This is a genomic window from Herbaspirillum sp. GW822-FHT03A08 (assembly GCF_058801885.1).
The window spans coordinates 101,329-118,313 of record NZ_JBXANR010000001.1; the positions used below are offsets into that span (position 1 = coordinate 101,329).

A 16,985-nucleotide genomic window follows, 5' to 3' on the forward strand; every position below is an offset into this window, starting at 1 on the left:
GAGGGACTGCGGTTAAAAAATAAAAGGGATAAATCAAATGGCCCACTGCACCTGGCTGACGCTCTTTTGCAGTGAGATATCGCCGAGCGTGCTGTCCGGCGCACTGGCCGGATGTTGCAGCACGCGCGACAGAATGGCTTCTTCGATCTGGGCGAAGGCAAGGTTGCCGCGGGCACGCGGACGCGGCAGGTCGATGGTCTGATCGAGCGTGATACGGCCGTCTTCGATCAGCACCACGCGATCCGCCAGCGCAATCGCTTCCTGGACATCGTGGGTCACCAGCACGGCGGTGAAGCCACGCTTTTGCCACAGCGATTCGATCAGTTGCTGCATCTCGATACGGGTGAGCGCATCCAGCGCGCCCAGCGGTTCATCGAGCAGCAGCAATTCCGGATCGTGCACCAGTGCGCGGGCCAGGGCGACGCGTTGACGCTGTCCGCCGGACAGCACCGCAGGCCACTCGCCGCCGCGCTCTTCCAGACCGACCTGGCGCAAGGCTTGCGCCGCCGACGCCAGCGCCGCTTTCGGCAAGCCGAGTGCGACGTTGTTGAGCACGCGCTTCCATGGCAACAGGCGCGAGTCCTGGAACATGATGCGCGTCTCAGGTTGATGTCCATCCTGAGCGAAGGCGATGTCGCCGCTGGTGGCTGTTTCCAGTTTGGCGATCAGACGCAGCAGAGTACTCTTGCCGCAGCCGCTGCGGCCGACGATGGCGACGAACTCGCCCGGCTTGACGTCCAGCTCAACCGACTTCAGCACTTCGCGGCCGCCGTAGGATTTGGACAGCGCCTTGGCCGCGACGCGAACACCGCGCACCTGGCCTGGCTTGCGCTCAGCGGCATTTTTTACTTCTGTGGTTTCCACGTGATTGTTTTGCATCATGTCACCCTCTTTCATTGGTAACCCGGATGCCAGCGCAACCAGAATTTTTCCAGGCCGCGCGCCAGCACGTCGGCCAGCTTGCCCAGCAAGGCATAGAGCAGAATGCCGACCAGCACGACATCGGTCTGCAGAAACTCACGTGCATTCATGGTCATGTAGCCGATACCCGCCTGCGCCGAAATCGTTTCAGCAACAATCAGCAGCACCCATACCAAGCCCAGCGCAAAACGCACGCCGACCAGAATCGAGGGCAAGGCGCCCGGCAGGATCACGTCGCGATACAGAGGCCAGCCCGACAGGCCGTAGCTCTTGGCCATTTCGATCAGTCCTTTGTCGACCGAGCGGATGCCGTGAAAGGTATTGAGATAAATCGGAAAGAACACGCCGACCGAAACCAGAAACAGTTTCGACGTCTCGTCAATGCCGAACCACAGAATCACCAGCGGAATCAGCGCCAGCGCCGGAATATTGCGTACCATCTGCAAAGTGGTATCGAGCAAGGTCTCGGCTTGACGGAAGGTGCCGGTCAACAAGCCCAACAGCAGCCCCAGTCCACCGCCGACGGCAAAACCGGAAGCCGCGCGTCCAGTGCTCACGCCCAGATGAACCCACAACTCGCCGGTCACCGCAAGATGCCATGCTGCACGCAAAACAGCGAACGGTTCCGGCAAAATGCGGCTGGACAGCCAACCCGCCTGGGCAGCGATTTGCCAGAAGACGATCAGTCCGACCGGCAAAGCCCACGATGCCAGTTGCTTACGGCCGAAGCTGTGGCCGCGTTCGCTCTTGCGTACCGATTTGGCCGGCGTAGCGGATGTAGTAACTGCTACTGCGTCCGCCACGCCCGAACTTGTGATGCCTGCACTCATGTCGATTCCTCAGCTTTCGGAGACGCGAAGTTCTTGCGACTCTTGCTTGGCTGCCGTTGCCTTGGGCGCCGATGGCACGTGGGTATTGGCCACGATCTCGCCGAATGGTCCGGTGATGTTGAAGCCCGGCAGATCTTCTTTCTGCTTGCGCGGCAGCAGCGGGAACACCAGCTCGGCAAAACGGTAAGACTCTTCCAGATGCGGGTAGCCCGACAAGATGAAGGTGTCGACACCCAGATCGGCATATTCCTTCATGCGCGCCGCCACGGTCGGACCGTCCCCGACCAGTGCAGTACCGGCGCCGCCGCGCACCAGGCCGACGCCGGCCCACAGATTCGGGCTGACTTCAAGCTTGTCGCGTTTGCCGCCGTGCAGCGCCGCCATGCGGCGCTGACCTTCCGAGTCCATCTTGGCAAACGACTTCTGCGCCTTTTCGATGGTCTCGTCGTCGAGCTTGCTGATCAGTTCATCCGCAGCGCGCCAGGCGGCTTCGTTGGTTTCACGAACGATGACATGGAAGCGAATGCCGAAGCGCAGTTTGCGGCCGGCCTTTTCGGCGCGGGCACGCACCTTGGCGATTTTTTCTGCGATGGCGGCAGGCGGTTCGCCCCAGGTCAGATAGACGTCGACTTGTTCCGCCGCCAGATCAATGGCTTCATCGGACGAACCACCGAAGTACAACGGCGGATATGGCGTCTGGATCGGCGGATAGATGGCCTTGGCGCCCTTGACGCTCAGATGCTTGCCTTCAAAATTGGTCTCTTCACCGGTGTGGGTCTTGGTCAAGACTTCACGCCATATCTTGAGAAATTCGTCGGAAATTTCGTAGCGTTCCTTGTGGGTGCCGAAGATGCCGTCGCTCTCTTGCTCCGCCGGATCGCCGCCGGTGACGACGTTGACCAGCAGACGTCCGCCGGACAGACGGTCGAAGGTCGCAGCCATACGTGCGGACAAGGTCGGTGCGCTCAGGCCCGGGCGAACGGCAACCAGAAATTTCAATTGTTTGGTTTCTGCAATCAGACTGGATGCTGTCACCCAGGCGTCTTCACAGGATCGCCCCGTCGGCAGCAGCACGCCGTCGTAGCCGAGCGTGTCGGCGGCGACCGCAACTTGCTTCAGATAGTCGTGGCTGACGCGGCGGCCGCCTTCTGAGGTGCCGAGGTAGCGGCTGTCGCCATGTGTGGGGAGAAACCAGAAAACATTCATTGCAGACTCCAATCAATAATATTCAACACCGTGCCGGATCCGGATTGCACCATGCCCTTGCGGGCACGGCGCATCGCCAGGATTACTTCAGCACCGCTTCCTTGACGTTCAGTTTTTTCGGGATCAGCTTCAGCTCGAAGAAGGCATCGGCGATGCGTTGCTGCTCCTCCAGCACCTTGGCGTCTACCGGCTTGAAGATGTGCTCGTAGCGCTTCAGGCTGACTTCGATGACGTCAGGATCCAGACCTTGAATCGGCGCCAGTTGTGCGGCGGCTTCCTTGGTGTTGGCGCGGATCCACTGGCCTTCTTTGGTGATTTCTTCCAGCAGGACTTTGAGGATCTCGCCGTTCTTTTCAGCAAACGGACGCGCGCTCAGGAAGAACTGGTGATGACTGACGGCACCGACGCCTGTCGCCAGACGGCGTGCACTGATTTGCTTCTCGGCGGCGGCCTGGAACGGATCCCAGATGGCCCAGGCGTCGACGGCGCCTTTTTCAAATGCGGCGCGCGCATCGGCAGGCGCCAGATAAACGGGTTGAATGTCGCTGTAAGTCAAACCAGCTTTCTTCAGCAAGGCAACGACCAGCCAATGCACGTCGGAACCTTTGTTGAAGGCGATCTTCTTGCCCTTGAGTTCGGCGACGGTCTTGATCGGCGAATCTTTTTGCACCAGCAAGCCTTCGGCATTCGGTGTCGGTATTTCGTACGCGGTGTAGACGAAATTGGCCCCCGCTGCTTGTGCAAATACCGGCGGCGCTTCGCCGACATAGCCGAAGTCAACCGAGCCGACATTCAATGCTTCCAGCAATTGCGGACCGGCGGCGAACTCAGCCCATTTCACTTCCACGCCTTGCGCCTGCAGACGTTTTTCCAGCGAGCCATGCGCCTTGAGCAGCACCAGCGTGCTGGCAGCCTTTTGATAGCCGATGCGCAGAACCGGTTTGGATTGCGCCAAGGCGACGTTGCCGATGCTCAGACTGGCGGCGGCGATTGTCAGCGCCGACAGCAAACTCAAAGTACGGCGTCTGGTAATACGATGTTGTGAACTCATGTTGTTTCCCGAATAGTTTTTTGGCGTAACAATGCCCCTCCGCCCTTAACGCGGACATCGATTTCTGAGGCGTCAGTAATGAAATTCTGTGTGGCGCTTAACGACTACACGCTACATCGGATCTGCGAAAACGGGACATCGGTAAATTCGCCCGGCGCGGTCTTGTGCAAGGCAATCAGGCTGCTCGACAGTTGTTCAACGCCTTCCTGCACGCGCGCCACGATCGGTGCATCGAGCACGAGGCCATCTTGCTCCGACCAGGTGACCTGCGCTTCCGTCGCATAAATGCTCGGCAGGACATGCTTGGGATTCAACGACGACAACACCGGACGCAAGGCGTAATCGAGGGCCAGCATGTGCGACTGGCTGCCGCCGGTGGCCAGCGGCAACACCAGCTTGTTGGTCAGGCCGAACTGCGGCAACAAATCGAGGAAGGCTTTCAGTGCGCCGCTGTAAGCCGCTTTGTACACTGGCGTGGCCACGACGACGGCCGAAGCTTCTTCGACGCGGGCCAGCGCGGCCTTGATTTCGGCGTCGTTGAAATCGGCCCGGATCAATGCCTGCCCCGGCAAATCGCGCACATCCAGTTTGGAATATCGGTGCCCCAGCGCGGCCAGCTTTTCGCCGACGTGATGCAGCAAACGGGTGGAGCGGGATGGCGCTGAAGGACTACCAGCCAGCAAGAGAATCGTCATGGTCAACTCAAAGGATAAATCTGGTGATGGCTCCGGAAATCGCCAGGCGGATTTCCGGAGATGTAATGCATTGATTACATACTTACTTCTTGTTCGGCACGTACAGCTGATCGAAACTGCCGCCGTCGGAGAAGTGATCCTTCTGCGCCTTTTGCCAGCCGCCGAAGGTGTTGTCGACGGTAATCAGATTGACCTTCGGATATTGCGAGGCGTACTTCGCAGCGATCTTCGGATTGATCGGACGGTAGTAGTTCTTGGCGATGATTTCCTGGCCTTCGTCGGAGTACAGATGCTTCAGATATTCTTCAGCAACCTTGCGGGTGCCGCGGCGATCGACGACCTTGTCGACCACTGCGACAGGCGGTTCCGCCAGAATCGAGATCGACGGCGTGATGACGTCAAACTTGTCCGGGCCCCACTCCTTGAGCGAGATCAGGGCTTCGTTTTCCCACGCCAGCAGGACGTCGCCCAGGCCGCGTTCAACGAAGCTGATGGTGGCGCCGCGGGCGCCGGAATCCAGCACCGGCACGTTCTTGAACAGCTTGGAGATATAGTCGCGCGCTGCGGCGTCATTGCCGCCCTTCTTCAAGGCGTAGGCCCAGGCTGCCAGATAGTTCCAGCGTGCGCCGCCGGAAGTCTTAGGATTTGGTGTGATCACCGAGACACCCGGCTTGATCAGATCGTCCCAATCCTTGATGTGCTTAGGGTTGCCCTTGCGCACCAGGAACACGATGGTCGAGGTGTACGGCGAGCTATTATGATCGAGACGCTTTTGCCAGTCGGCTGGCAGCAGCTTGGCTTTTTCGGAGATTTCATCGATGTCGTAGGCCAGTGCCAGCGTAACGACGTCGGCGTCGATACCGTCAATAACCGAGCGGCCTTGCTTGCCCGAGCCGCCGTGGGATGCCTTGATGGTCACGTTGTCGCCGGTCTTGGCTTTCCAATACTTGGCGAAAGCCTTGTTATAGTCGGCGTAGAGTTCGCGAGTCGGATCGTAGGAAACATTCAGCAACGAGATATCTGCGGCGTGCGCCAGCGGCACGACCTGCGAAAACAAGGCTGCCACCGCAACCGACTTGATAAACTTTTTCAACATGATCTGCATCCCTCTTGGTTCAGTTTTGTTCTGGAGGTCACAGATTAATGAGTGAGCAAGGAAAAACGAACGAATACTTTCTTCTCTCAATATGCGAAAAACAGATATGCAATCGCAATGCCGCTGAATATAGAGCCGGCTTGTTCATATCAAATTCGTATAAAGGAATCACTGGCAGCAATATAGCTTTGAGCATCGCTTCGCAGCTCTTCAACCACGAGGTGACATTCAACTGGATCAAATTCCGGTGCCGGCCATACCGGCTGAAACTACCTTGCACATATCGCACCTATGCAAGGTCGTTTCATTTTGACGCCGGTAAAACTACTGGAAACACCCGTAAACGCCTTGTTGTAGCGCACTGCCTTCTTCTGTGTTTCACAATGTGGTATAAAGAACGTATTGCAATGCATCAAACACTGATATGAAAAAAGAAGCCCAAGACGAGACAGGCGCGATATCGATTCAGGTCATTGAGCGCATGGTGTCTCTGCTGGACGCTCTGGCAATGTATCCGGATCCGGTCAGTCTGAAGGAATTGTCGGCTGCGACCAAACTACACCCTTCCACCGCTCACCGCATCCTCAACGATCTGGTGGTGAAGCGTTTCGTCGACCGTTCCGAGCCGGGCACGTATCGTCTTGGGATGCGTTTGCTCGAGCTGGGCAACATCGTCAAGAGCCGTCTCAGCGTGCGCGAAGCTGCGCTAGACTTCATGCGCGCCCTGCACCGCAAGACGCATCAAACGATCAACCTGTCGGTTCGTCAGAGCGATGAGATCGTGTACATCGACCGCTCCTTCTCTGAACGCTCCGGCATGCAGGTGGTGCGTGCCATCGGCGGCCGTGCACCCTTGCACCTGACGTCGACCGGCAAGCTGTTCCTTTCGATTGACGACCCCAAGGCGGTGCGTGCTTACGCAACGCGCACCGGACTGGCCGGGCACAACAAGAATTCGATCACTGACCTCAGTAAGCTGGAACGCGAACTGAGCATGGTGCGCGCACTAGGCTATGCGCGCGACAATGAAGAGTTGGAACTGGGCGTACGCTGTATGGCAGCCGGCATCCGTGACGACTCCGGCAAGCTGGTGGCGGGATTATCGATTTCGGCGCCGGCGGATCGCCTGCAGGAAGACTGGGTTGAGGATCTGATCACGACCGCGGCGCAGATTTCCTCTGCATTGGGTTTCGTGAGCCAGCAGGATGGCGCGGCTTGATCACATAGCGTAGTCCGAAACAAACAATAAAATCAGGCAATAAAAAAGGCGAACCGCGGTTCGCCTTTTTATTTATCGGGTATGAAAGATAGCCGATGTAATCTGAAATCAACCTTCGTCAGCACGCCCGCCGCGCAGATTCACACGCGTCAGATTTTGCGGACCTTGCTCGGACAGCCATTTGCGCATGCGCGCCGCATCGCCGACGTGCGACAGCTTGCCCTTGGAATCGAGGAACACCATCACCACCGAACGGCCTTCGATCTTGGTGAGCATGACCAGGCAGTGACCTGCTTCGTTGATGTAACCGGTTTTTTGCAGGCCGATATCCCAGTCCTTGCTGGCAACCAGACGATTGGAGCTGGCGTATTGCAGAGCGTGACCGCTAGGCTCGACCATGTACTTGGCGTCGGTCGAGTATTGGCGAATGACCGGATAGTTGTAAGCAGCGACCACCAGCTTGGCGAGGTCGCGTGCGCTGGCGACGTTGTTGCTGGAAAGGCCGGTCGAATCAACGTAGTGTGTATCCATCATGCCCAGCGAGCGCGCCTTGGCGTTCATCGCAGCAACGAATGCGGGCAGACCACCCGGATAGTTGCGGCCCAGTGCCGATGCCGCGCGGTTTTCAGAGCTCATCAGTGCGATGTGCAGCATGTCGTCACGCGACAATTGCGCACCCACGCGCAGGCGGGAGCTGCTGTGTTTTTGACGATCGACGTCGTCATCGGTGACGGTCAATGTCTCTTCCATGTTCTGACGCGCTTCTACCACGACCAGCGATGTCATCAGCTTGGTCACGGATGCGATCGGCAAGGCAACGGAGGAATTCTTTTCAAACAGGACTTGCGAACTCGCCTGGTCGATCACCAGTGCGACGTTGGAACGCAGCGCCAGCGGATCTTGCGTCAGGTTCAGGCCGGCCATGTCGCCGGCGGTCATCACTGGAGGAACAACCGGTACAGTCGGCATCGCGGCGACGCGCTGATAGACGACGCGGCGTTTGCCGTGCACGTAAGCAACTTTTTTAACGAGTTTTTCGCGGTGATCAAGGGAGGCTTGCGGTGCTGCGCGCTTGGGAGCGGCTTGTCGTTTAACGACGACTCGCTTGACTACGGTCTTTTTAACGACTGTTTTCTTGGTATTGGCCGACGTTTGAGCCTGTGCGGGAGAAATGCCGGCCACCACGAAAAGTAGCGTAGTAACGACAGCTAGCGCAGATTTAAGCATTGGTGAACCTCCCCCTGATTGATACATACAAGAAACTGTTGGCAGTGTAGCAAATCGAGGAAAAATCGCAAGATAATTAGGTAGTTAGCGCAACTTTTTAAACAACTTTCTTGAGAAATGCGCTTTATTTTACTTTTTGGAAACCTACGCGACTTTTTTCTGTGTCGCGATACCCCTGTAATTTGCTATAACCAGACCCGCCAGTACGAAAATAAAACCTAAAGCATGATACCAGTGTAACGTCTCTCCGAGGCACGCCATCGCGATAACAGATGCGAATACCGGTACCAGATGAACGCATTGAGATGCCCTGACGGAACCGATACGGTCTATGCCGTAATTGCATACCAGCGTTGCCAGAATGCTAGGGAACACCGCCAGATAAAACACACCGGCCAAACTGCTTTGATTGAGCGGTATAACGAACGCCTGCCCACCTCCGTTGACGAGCATTACAAAAGTTAATGCGATCAATCCGATCACTCCCGTCACCCACAGATAAGCGAAGCTCGGCAAGGCGCGCGGACGTCGCGGCAACAGCAGCAGATACAGACTCCACATCACCATCGCAACCAGCATCCAGCCGTCGCCACGATTGAGTTGAAAACTCGCCAGGCCGGCGAATGAACCATGGCTGATGATTATCGCCACGCCATAGAGCGACACGATCACGCCGGCCAGTTCCATGCGGCCGGGACGACGCTGATGCAACAACACCGACAGCAGCAAGGTCCAGACGGGAATCGATGAATTGAGCAAGGCGGCATTGGTTGCGCTGGTGAAGTGCAAGGCGCCGAAAATCAGCGCGTTGTACAAGCCGGTGCCCAGCAATGCCAACAGGGCCAGCAAAGGTAATGCTGCTCGGATCGCCAGCCAATGCCGCATTACGTCGCGCAGCACAAACGGCGCCAGAATGACCAGAATCAGCACCCAGCGCCAAAATGCCAGTGCCATGGGCGCGACTTGCTGATTGAGCGCTTTGCCGACCAGCATATTGCCGGCCCAGAACAACGCTGCCGTGGCGAGCGCCAACACGGCAAGGATGGCGGATGAACTGGATGAGCGCGGGGCTCTCATAGGCTGGCGAAGACTGGCGTGTGAAGAAATGCCGCCAGCTTAAGCGCCGCCTCATCCTTGGTCCAATATATTATTGGGGTGGATTTAGGTCGTGATTTATATTATTTACCGGGCATCACTTCTTGATCGCCTCGACCAGCACGGTGTCGATGTCGAAGGAATAGTCGTCGCCGACATGGAAATAATCCCGCACCTCGGCCGGCGCCGCACGCCACAGCGACTGAATGGCGGTGATGTGCTCAGGCGACGTACGCATGCGCGCTACCCAGGAAGAAAACTCCAGCGTCAGTTTCCAGCTCTTGGAAAACTCCACCTGCAAGCCGGTCTGGGCGATCAGTTTCTTCCACGACGTCATGCTGACATTGCGGACGTGCGAAGTGTCGCGCAACAACTCGATGGCTTGCATGTAGGTGTCGGCCAGGACATCTGCCGGTGCGGCAGTATCGATGACAATGAAGCGGCCGCCCTGCTTCAATACCCGCGCCGCTTCCTTTAAGGCCTGCGGCAGATTGCGCCAGTGGTGCGCGCTGAAACGGGTGCAGACAACATCAAATGTCGCATCAGCAAACGGCAAGCTATCTGCGCTGCCCTGCTGGATTTCGATATTCGGCAACTTGCGGTCTTCTGCCGCAATGCGCACCACTTCCAGCATTTGCGCCGACAAGTCATAAGCAACGACTTGCGCCGCAAACGGCGCGACGGCAAAGCTGGCATGGCCGCCGCCACACCCCAGATCCAGCACGCGCGCTTGCGGATATGCCGCAGCGTAAGCCGCGAGGTCTTGCAGATCTGCGCCCTGGGCATGTACGGCGCTGGTCAGATACGACGCTGCGGTGGTACCGAATTGTTCTGAGATGACTTGGTTATGGCTACGCATTCCTGGCTCCTGATGGGGGAAGAGTTAATAAAAACAGCTGGGAAGTGCTAGTTTAGCGATCGTGCATTCTGGTACAAGACCAGTGTTTATACTATTATTAAAACCAATAGACTTGATCGAATTACTACTACCTTAGGCCTCAAGTTTTGCCATACTCTGGGCGCTACGGAATGCCCATCCGACGATCAGCACCCTACCTGGATCTCATGCCAAACGAAGACATCAAACGCAAAGCACTCGGCGAATTCATCAAATCGCAGCGCGAGCAAACCTCGCCGGCGCTGGCCGGCCTCAGTCATCTGTCGCATGGCACACGCCGCCGCACGCCAGGGTTGCGCCGCGAAGAAGTGGCGCAGTTATGCGGCATCAGCGTGACCTGGTATACGTGGATAGAACAAGGACGCACCGACTCCATCTCGCCGCAGGCCTTGTCGCGTATTGCAGATGCCCTGCACCTGCCGCGCGCCAAGCGTGCTTATCTGTTCGAGTTGGCGGAAAAGAAAGATCCCGTGCATCAGGACGACCACGCAGAAATCGTGGCGCCGGAAATTCTGGATGTAGTGCGCAATTTTCGCCAGCCGGCTTATGTACTGGATCGCTATTGGAATGCGCTGGCCTGCAACGTCCCCGCCAAGAATTTATTCACCGGCTGGCTGAGTCCTAAAAGCGAAAGCAGCAACCTGCTCTACTTCACCTTTTGCACGACGGCGTCGCAGGAGTTGATTACGGATTGGGAACAGCGTGCGCGCCGCCTGGTTGGCGAATTTCGGGCAGATTGCGGACAATACCTGGACGATCCCCAGATCAAGCAGATGGTCGAAGAGCTGTCTTCACGCAGCAGTCTGTTCAAACGCGCATGGAGTTTGCAGGACGTGGTGGAACGCGAAGGCGGCGAACGTTTATTCCAGCATCCGGTACGCGGAACCTTGACATATCAGCAAGTAAATTTTCGCGTGGCGAATCGGCCGGATCTCAAGCTGATTACACTGATGCCGGCCTGATTTTGCTTCGCTTTCGATTCGCTTTATTTTCTGACGACGAAGGCGACACCGATCACCGCAATCACCATGCCGGCAATACCCACCATGCTGAACGCTTCGCCGAACATCAGCCATGCCATCACCGCTGTGGTCGGCGGCGTCAGGTAAAGCAGACTGGTGACTTGCGTTGCCGCGCTACGGCGGATCAAGGCGAACAAGAGGAAAATCGCGCCGATCGACAAGGCAAGGATGGACCACAGCAACGCGCCGATAAAATGCGACGTCCACGTGACCGTATGGAGGTCGAGACTGAAATCCTCGACGAAAATCGCGAACGGCAACAACACCAGTGCGGACGCAATGAATTGAATGATGGTGCCGGTGCGCAAATCGAAGTGCGCGCAAAACCGCTTTTGATACAGCGTGCCGATCGTAATGGCAACGAGTGCCATCACGCACAACCAGATCGCCGTCCACGACAAGCCGATCAATGAAATCTTGTTGGCGACCACCAGCCCCACGCCACACAAGCCCAGCCCCAATCCCAGCCACTGCCGTCCTTTGACGCGCTCGCCGACGAACGGCGCTGCAAAGGCGGTCAAGACCGGTTGCAAACCCACGATCAACGCACTGAGTCCGGCGGGCATGCCCAGCTTGATTGCTGTCCAGACACCACCCAGATAAGCTGCATGCAAGAGCATGCCAGAGATGGCGATATGCACAGCCTGCTTGCCGCGCGGCCATGGCGCGCGCAACACCCACACCAGCGGCAGCAAAAACAGCAGCACGCCGATAAAGCGCAGGATAAGGAAAGTCAGCGGCGGCGCATAAGGCAGACCGAACTTGGCAACGATGAAGCCTGTGCTCCAGATCAGCACAAATGCCAGCGGCACGAGATTGAGCAACCGGGGATGCCAGGACCGCTTGTCCTGCGGGGTGTCGGACTGAATATCGGACTGAATATCGGGCCGACTACCGGTGGTGACGCGAATCATGATTATCCAAAACGGCTGCCTGGTGTCTCCGCCGGAACGCTCTGTACGGCAGGCTCACATCATGAGTCCGGCGCAGCGCGATCAACGCCAGTCGGCAGCGTATCGACTGGCAAGCGTAATTGTTTGTATGTGAACGGCGACGGTGTCTTCGATATTTTTTCCGTAACCGCCCGCCATCGTAACCGCGATCGGAATTCTTTGCTGACGGCCTAGTTCGAACACCAGTCTGTCGCGCTCGGCGAGGCCTGCCAGACTGAGTTTCATACGGCCGAGCCGATCTCCTTCATGCGGATCGGCGCCGGCAAGATAAATGATCAATTGCGGATCGAATCTCAACATCAATTGCCCCAATGCGTCTTGCAATGCAGATAGGTATTCCACATCGGTCACGCCATCCGGCAAGGCGACGTCGAGATCGCTTTGCTCTTTCTCAAACGGATAGTTGCGCTCGCCATGCAGTGACAAAGTGAAAACAGAATCGTCGTTGGCCAGAATCGACGCCGTGCCATTGCCCTGATGCACATCGAGGTCGATGATCGCCACCCGGGACACGCGACGCTCCGCCTGCATCAGGCGAGACGCCACTGCGGCGTCGTTGAATACACAAAAACCTGCGCCATGGTCGGCATAAGCGTGGTGCGTGCCGCCAGCCAGATTGACGGCGACGCCTTGTTCTATTGCACTGCGACATGCAGCGATGGTGGCGCCTGCCGACCGCCGCGAACGTTCGACCATTTCGGGAGACCAGGGAAAACCGATTTCCTTTTGCGCGTGATCGGACAACTGGCCATTGGACACCAGTTCAACATACTTCGGATGATGAGCCAGAGCGAGCATGCCGTCGCTGGCGGCGACCGCTTCGTGGAACTCCAGATCAGGAACCGCATCGGCCGCGCCCTCGCGAATCATGCGGTATTTCACCATCGGGAAGCGATGGCCTGCGGGTAGCGGCAGTACAAAATGGTCGCTGTAAAACGCTTTCAAAACAGTCTTCTTTCCCTTAAAAAAACCGACGCGGAAGTATGTGCGTTGGCTTAAAAAAACAGCTCACAATCTTTTTAAAAATCGGCGACAAAAAATATTGACTTGTAAGTATTTTCACCTAAAATCCTGATTGTGCACCGCACAAATTCAGTTTCCAACAATACGCGTGCATGTTCCCTGAACCCTTCATTCTCTTTTTTTAATCAGACCAAAGGACCACGAATATGACGACTCTCACCGACCAATTTTCCGCCGCTACCAAAGCGAACTTCGAAGCTCAAGTCGCACTGTTCAGCCAGTTCGCAAACAAGACTTTCGAGGGCGTCGAAAAGCTGGTGGATCTGAATTTGAAAGCAACGAAATCTTCCCTGGAAGAAACGCACGATGCAGTCCAGAAATTGCTGACTGCCAAAGATGCACAGGAATTCTTCTCGCTGTCGAGCGCACAAGCCCAGCCTAGCGTAGAAAAAGGTATCGCTTACGGCCGCCATGTCGCAGGCATCTTCTCCAGCACCCAGGCGGAACTGACCAAGACAGCAGAATCCCAGCTTGCCGAAGTCAACCGCAAGGTGATTTCGATGATTGACGAAGCCGCGAAGAATGCGCCCGCCGGCACCGAAGGCGCGATCTCTTTCGTCAAGACAACGATTGGCAATCTCAATGCGGGATATGAGCAGCTCACTAAAAGCGCCAAGCAAGCTGCCGAAGCGATGGAAGCCAACGTGACGACAGCGGTTGACCAGCTGTCGCAAGCGACCGTAAAAGCAACAGGCCGCGGCGCGAAAAAATAATTTCAGCAAGAAGCCCACCTGGGCAGACGGAATTGGATATGATGACTGTTCTGCCCGGTTGCTTCATCACGTTGACACAGTTGTAACGCTGCAAGATTCCCTGAGTTTCACGCAACGACGCTTGTGCAAGACACGAATTCAGCAAAGAGGCGAATACCCCGTTTCACCCGTAGCGCCTCAGAGCAATCTTTGTCTCCTCGGTATCTGATTTTCCTCCTAAGATACCGTTTCTGATGCCTCGGTGAGCCGGGGCATTTTTTTGCCCGTTTTTTGCCCGTTCAGCCCACTCTCCTGCCCGGCCTGCATGGCGCTATCGTTTTATTTGCTGTTCGGCTGATAATCGGCGTTCAGTTTACGCAGTCCGTCTTCCATCTTGCGGAAGGCATCCTCCACCTGTGACGGCTCGCCCTTGACGCCCAGATCGATGTGGCGGCGTGTCTGCGCATCGCCGACATGCGGCAGACTGAATACCTTCACCAACGGATATTCGGCCTCGATGGCCTCCATCAGCGGCGTGATCGTCGATTCCGGCATTTCGTAGACCAGCACGGACTTCTCCGCCCAGGCCAGACGGTGGAACAGATGTTCATAACGCGTATCGAGTACCCATTCGAACATCGGCCAGGCCATCACCGGGAAGCCGGGCGCAAAGTAATGCGCGCCCTCGCCGCTGACATTGGGTACGAAGAAGCCGGGAATCTTGTTATAGGGATTCGGAATAATCGAAGAGCCCACGGGAAACTCGCCCATCTTCAGGCGGTGCAGATTTTCCGGCGCGTCGTAGTTCGGAGTGATGCCAGCTTCGCGTGCGGTGTCGGCGATGCGTTCCTGGATTTTTACCTTGGCGTCCGGATGCAATGCGAGCGAGACGCCCAATGCCGCCGCAGCGCATTGGCGGGTATGGTCGTCGGGAGTGGCGCCGATACCGCCGGTGCAAAAGACAATGTCTTCGCTGGCGAAGGTTCTCTTCAATGTCGCGGTGATCCGCTCGGTGTCGTCGCCGACATATTCCACCCAGGCCAGTTGCAGGCCGCGTGCGGTGAGCAGTTCAAGTACTTTGGGGAAATGCTTGTCGACGCGTTTTCCGGACAGGATTTCGTCGCCGATGATGATGAGTCCGATAGCCATATGTATCCGTTCACTCCTGCAGGTGGTAACCCGGAATTATGCCCTGATCCGAAAAATCAGGCAGGCCGAATGCTAGTTTGGTATTTCAAGCACTTCCGGAGTCGGATTGCCGGCGCGCAGTTTGCTGAGCGCTTCCAGGCAATAGTATTGAAACCATAAGCCAGTGAAGACGAACACCAGCACATACAGCCAGATCGCACCGGCGGCCAGAATAGGGAAAAAGATCACCGATAGCGCGCCCCCCAGCCATAGCAAAGTTGGCGCCGCGCCCATGGTTCCGGCAATCGCGCCAACGAGCAGCAAAGGCCAGCGATGCTCATGCAGGATCGCTCGCCGCTCGGCAGGCGTCGCATAGTCGGCCAGCGTGTCGTAGGCCATCACGCGATAAGTCAGCCAGCCCCACAGCAGCGGATGAATCACGAAGGCCAGCGGCGGAAAAATGGCGATCGGCAGCGTGATGATCCACGCAAAAACAAATACGGCGAAACACCACAGTGAAGTCCAGATGCTGCCCCACCACGAGCCGCCGTGACGTTGTTCAAGATGTGGATAGTGACGGCTGCCGACGTGACGCGCAATGGCAGGCACTGCCCACAACCCGACAAACACCAGCGCGGTCAGGATCATCAGCGGCAGCAAGGCCCACATGGCGATCAAGGGAACGATCACCGTTTTCAGTGCGCCCATGTTGAACCAGTTGAGTATCGAGCCGGCCACGCCGAAACCGTTGTGGCCGACAAAGTAGTCTTGCAGCCAGTCGATCATCGGCTGCAATCCCCACCATAAGGCGATGCCCCAGATCAGGATGGACAACGCAAAGGGCAGCACCGTCAGCAGCAGCATCCTGATGTGCAGCTGCGACAACAGCGCCCGACCAAATGAGGTTGCGAACAAGCGCATCAGCGGGCGGTCCGGCGAGAGAATTCGACAATACGCTTCAAGCCGAGCCACTGTTGCGCCCAGAAGCCGCGTCCGTAGTTGCGCCCTTTGCCGGCCGGCGGCGGCAACTGGTCGCGCACACCGGTCATGGCAAACGCCTTGCCGAAATGCGTGGTGCGGAAGATGACATCCCAGATCGGGAACAGCACCGCAAAATTATGCCCGCCCAGCGAGTTCTTGCCGCGGCTTTCGTGACCGATGCCGATGGCGTGATGCAGACGATGGAAACGCGGCGACACCAGCAGGTACTCGCCGATACGGCCGAAGTGAATACGCACATTGGCATGTTGCAGACTTTGCAACATGCGCGATGCGGACACCAGAAGAATATATTGTCCCGGCTGCACGCCGATCGCCAGCGCAACCAAGCCCATCAGGACATCCCGCACCAGATCATCGAGCAGATGATTGCGGTCGTCGCTCCAGAGATTCATGTTTTCCTGACTGTGATGCAGGCTATGCAAAGCCCATAACCAGCGGAAACCATGCTGCGCACGGTGATACCAGTAATCGCAGAAATCCAGCACGATCAGGTAAAGCAGGAAGCTGACCAGCGCCTGGTCGGTCACGCCGGGCCAGACGTCGTCCAGATTGAACGTGCCCCATCCTTCCCAATGCAGAAACTCGCTGAGATAGGACATCGCCGGATCGAGCAGAAAGAACACAATGATCGAAAAAGCGCCCAGACGATGCAAGGCGGTGTAAATGAAATCGTTCCAGCGCGCCCGCTTGTCCAGGATTGGGTGCACCGGGATCATGGATTCCAGCGGACGCAGGATGATGAACAACACCGCTAGCTCGCACACACCGACCAGAAACCATTCGGTGCCGGTGAACGCTTCTTCGACGAATTCGCCCAGCCCAAGCGCGAACACCGCGGGCTGAACGAGCGTCTCGAACAGCCAGCCCTGGGCCGTGGCGAACAAATCTGAGAAAGTTTGAATCAGGTGCATCATGCTCAATCCGTGC

Annotated in this window: 17 protein-coding genes; 3 read left to right on the top strand and 14 right to left on the bottom strand. The window is 57.0% G+C overall.

Translation table 11 applies throughout. The annotated features are described in order from the left end of the window. Positions 1-33: 33 nt before the first annotated feature. The 6 genes from AC1RN6_RS00535 to AC1RN6_RS00560 all read right to left on the bottom strand — a co-directional run bounded on the left by AC1RN6_RS00535 (position 34) and on the right by AC1RN6_RS00560 (position 5,799). Complete coding sequence (locus AC1RN6_RS00535) at positions 34-879, bottom strand: ATP-binding cassette domain-containing protein (protein ID WP_493003475.1); 846 nt, start codon at positions 877-879, stop codon at positions 34-36. Positions 880-893: 14 nt separating this feature from the next. Beyond that, positions 894-1,751, bottom strand: a complete 858-nt coding sequence (ssuC, locus tag AC1RN6_RS00540) for an aliphatic sulfonate ABC transporter permease SsuC (RefSeq protein ID WP_493002267.1) — start codon at positions 1,749-1,751, stop codon at positions 894-896. Between the two features lie 9 nt (positions 1,752-1,760). Then, positions 1,761-2,957, bottom strand: a complete 1,197-nt coding sequence (gene ssuD / locus AC1RN6_RS00545) for an FMNH2-dependent alkanesulfonate monooxygenase (protein ID WP_493002269.1) — start codon at positions 2,955-2,957, stop codon at positions 1,761-1,763. Positions 2,958-3,039: 82 nt separating this feature from the next. After that, positions 3,040-4,008: a sulfonate ABC transporter substrate-binding protein gene (locus AC1RN6_RS00550; protein WP_493002270.1), complete on the bottom strand. Its 969-nt coding sequence runs from the start codon at positions 4,006-4,008 to the stop codon at positions 3,040-3,042. Positions 4,009-4,112: 104 nt separating this feature from the next. Further along, positions 4,113-4,703, bottom strand: coding sequence for an NADPH-dependent FMN reductase (ssuE, locus tag AC1RN6_RS00555; protein WP_493002271.1), 591 nt, complete (start codon positions 4,701-4,703; stop codon positions 4,113-4,115). 82 nt (positions 4,704-4,785) lie between these two features. After that, a complete protein-coding gene (locus AC1RN6_RS00560) occupies positions 4,786-5,799 on the bottom strand; it encodes a sulfate ABC transporter substrate-binding protein (RefSeq protein ID WP_007878290.1) in 1,014 nt (337 codons plus the stop codon). Between the two features lie 424 nt (positions 5,800-6,223). Here AC1RN6_RS00560 and AC1RN6_RS00565 point away from each other — a divergent pair, with 424 nt between their 5' ends. Then, complete coding sequence (locus AC1RN6_RS00565) at positions 6,224-7,018, top strand: IclR family transcriptional regulator (protein ID WP_493002272.1); 795 nt, start codon at positions 6,224-6,226, stop codon at positions 7,016-7,018. Positions 7,019-7,126: 108 nt separating this feature from the next. Here AC1RN6_RS00565 and pbpG read toward each other — a convergent pair whose 3' ends face one another. From pbpG to AC1RN6_RS00580, 3 genes are all read right to left on the bottom strand, one after another. Continuing rightward, on the bottom strand, positions 7,127-8,245 hold the full coding sequence (gene pbpG / locus AC1RN6_RS00570) for a D-alanyl-D-alanine endopeptidase (protein ID WP_493002274.1): 1,119 nt from the start codon (positions 8,243-8,245) through the stop codon (positions 7,127-7,129). A gap of 144 nt (positions 8,246-8,389) precedes the next feature. Then, on the bottom strand, positions 8,390-9,322 hold the full coding sequence (locus AC1RN6_RS00575) for a DMT family transporter (protein ID WP_493002275.1): 933 nt from the start codon (positions 9,320-9,322) through the stop codon (positions 8,390-8,392). A gap of 115 nt (positions 9,323-9,437) precedes the next feature. After that, positions 9,438-10,199, bottom strand: coding sequence for a class I SAM-dependent methyltransferase (locus AC1RN6_RS00580; RefSeq protein WP_493002276.1), 762 nt, complete (start codon positions 10,197-10,199; stop codon positions 9,438-9,440). A gap of 206 nt (positions 10,200-10,405) precedes the next feature. Between AC1RN6_RS00580 and AC1RN6_RS00585 the strand changes: the two genes are divergently transcribed. Beyond that, positions 10,406-11,200, top strand: coding sequence for a helix-turn-helix transcriptional regulator (locus tag AC1RN6_RS00585; RefSeq protein WP_493002277.1), 795 nt, complete (start codon positions 10,406-10,408; stop codon positions 11,198-11,200). A gap of 23 nt (positions 11,201-11,223) precedes the next feature. Here AC1RN6_RS00585 and AC1RN6_RS00590 read toward each other — a convergent pair whose 3' ends face one another. Both AC1RN6_RS00590 and AC1RN6_RS00595 read right to left on the bottom strand, forming a co-directional pair. Continuing rightward, complete coding sequence (locus AC1RN6_RS00590) at positions 11,224-12,174, bottom strand: DMT family transporter (RefSeq protein ID WP_493002279.1); 951 nt, start codon at positions 12,172-12,174, stop codon at positions 11,224-11,226. Between the two features lie 81 nt (positions 12,175-12,255). Further along, entirely contained in the window at positions 12,256-13,158 is a 903-nt protein-coding gene (locus AC1RN6_RS00595; RefSeq protein ID WP_493002280.1) for a histone deacetylase family protein, read from the bottom strand. 224 nt (positions 13,159-13,382) lie between these two features. Between AC1RN6_RS00595 and phaP the strand changes: the two genes are divergently transcribed. Next, positions 13,383-13,949, top strand: a complete 567-nt coding sequence (phaP, locus tag AC1RN6_RS00600; protein ID WP_493002281.1) for a TIGR01841 family phasin — start codon at positions 13,383-13,385, stop codon at positions 13,947-13,949. A gap of 318 nt (positions 13,950-14,267) precedes the next feature. On the opposite strand, the gene AC1RN6_RS00605 is transcribed toward phaP, so the two are convergent. The 3 genes from AC1RN6_RS00605 to AC1RN6_RS00615 all read right to left on the bottom strand — a co-directional run bounded on the left by AC1RN6_RS00605 (position 14,268) and on the right by AC1RN6_RS00615 (position 16,963). Next, a complete protein-coding gene (locus tag AC1RN6_RS00605; RefSeq protein ID WP_493002282.1) occupies positions 14,268-15,077 on the bottom strand; it encodes a competence/damage-inducible protein A in 810 nt (269 codons plus the stop codon). A gap of 72 nt (positions 15,078-15,149) precedes the next feature. Then, positions 15,150-15,977: an EI24 domain-containing protein gene (locus tag AC1RN6_RS00610; RefSeq protein WP_493002284.1), complete on the bottom strand. Its 828-nt coding sequence runs from the start codon at positions 15,975-15,977 to the stop codon at positions 15,150-15,152. Next, positions 15,977-16,963, bottom strand: a complete 987-nt coding sequence (locus AC1RN6_RS00615; protein ID WP_493003476.1) for a sterol desaturase family protein — start codon at positions 16,961-16,963, stop codon at positions 15,977-15,979. The genes AC1RN6_RS00610 and AC1RN6_RS00615 overlap by 1 nt, the downstream gene beginning before the upstream one ends. Between the last annotated feature and the right edge of the window lie 22 nt (positions 16,964-16,985).

Bases quoted from the DNA above. Each gene is read 5' to 3' on its own strand.
- ssuC (WP_493002267.1), bottom strand. From the start codon at position 1,751: ATGAGTGCAGGCATCACAAGTTCGGGCGTGGCGGACGCAGTAGCAGTT.
- pbpG (WP_493002274.1), bottom strand. From the start codon at position 8,245: ATGCTTAAATCTGCGCTAGCTGTCGTTACTACGCTACTTTTCGTGGTG.
- AC1RN6_RS00550 (WP_493002270.1), bottom strand. From the start codon at position 4,008: ATGAGTTCACAACATCGTATTACCAGACGCCGTACTTTGAGTTTGCTG.
- phaP (WP_493002281.1), top strand. From the start codon at position 13,383: ATGACGACTCTCACCGACCAATTTTCCGCCGCTACCAAAGCGAACTTC.
- AC1RN6_RS00605 (WP_493002282.1), bottom strand. From the start codon at position 15,077: ATGGCTATCGGACTCATCATCATCGGCGACGAAATCCTGTCCGGAAAA.
- AC1RN6_RS00590 (WP_493002279.1), bottom strand. From the start codon at position 12,174: ATGATTCGCGTCACCACCGGTAGTCGGCCCGATATTCAGTCCGATATT.
- AC1RN6_RS00575 (WP_493002275.1), bottom strand. From the start codon at position 9,322: ATGAGAGCCCCGCGCTCATCCAGTTCATCCGCCATCCTTGCCGTGTTG.
- ssuD (WP_493002269.1), bottom strand. From the start codon at position 2,957: ATGAATGTTTTCTGGTTTCTCCCCACACATGGCGACAGCCGCTACCTC.
- AC1RN6_RS00565 (WP_493002272.1), top strand. From the start codon at position 6,224: ATGAAAAAAGAAGCCCAAGACGAGACAGGCGCGATATCGATTCAGGTC.
- AC1RN6_RS00585 (WP_493002277.1), top strand. From the start codon at position 10,406: ATGCCAAACGAAGACATCAAACGCAAAGCACTCGGCGAATTCATCAAA.
- AC1RN6_RS00610 (WP_493002284.1), bottom strand. From the start codon at position 15,977: ATGCGCTTGTTCGCAACCTCATTTGGTCGGGCGCTGTTGTCGCAGCTG.
- AC1RN6_RS00580 (WP_493002276.1), bottom strand. From the start codon at position 10,199: ATGCGTAGCCATAACCAAGTCATCTCAGAACAATTCGGTACCACCGCA.
- ssuE (WP_493002271.1), bottom strand. From the start codon at position 4,703: ATGACGATTCTCTTGCTGGCTGGTAGTCCTTCAGCGCCATCCCGCTCC.
- AC1RN6_RS00560 (WP_007878290.1), bottom strand. From the start codon at position 5,799: ATGTTGAAAAAGTTTATCAAGTCGGTTGCGGTGGCAGCCTTGTTTTCG.
- AC1RN6_RS00535 (WP_493003475.1), bottom strand. From the start codon at position 879: ATGCAAAACAATCACGTGGAAACCACAGAAGTAAAAAATGCCGCTGAG.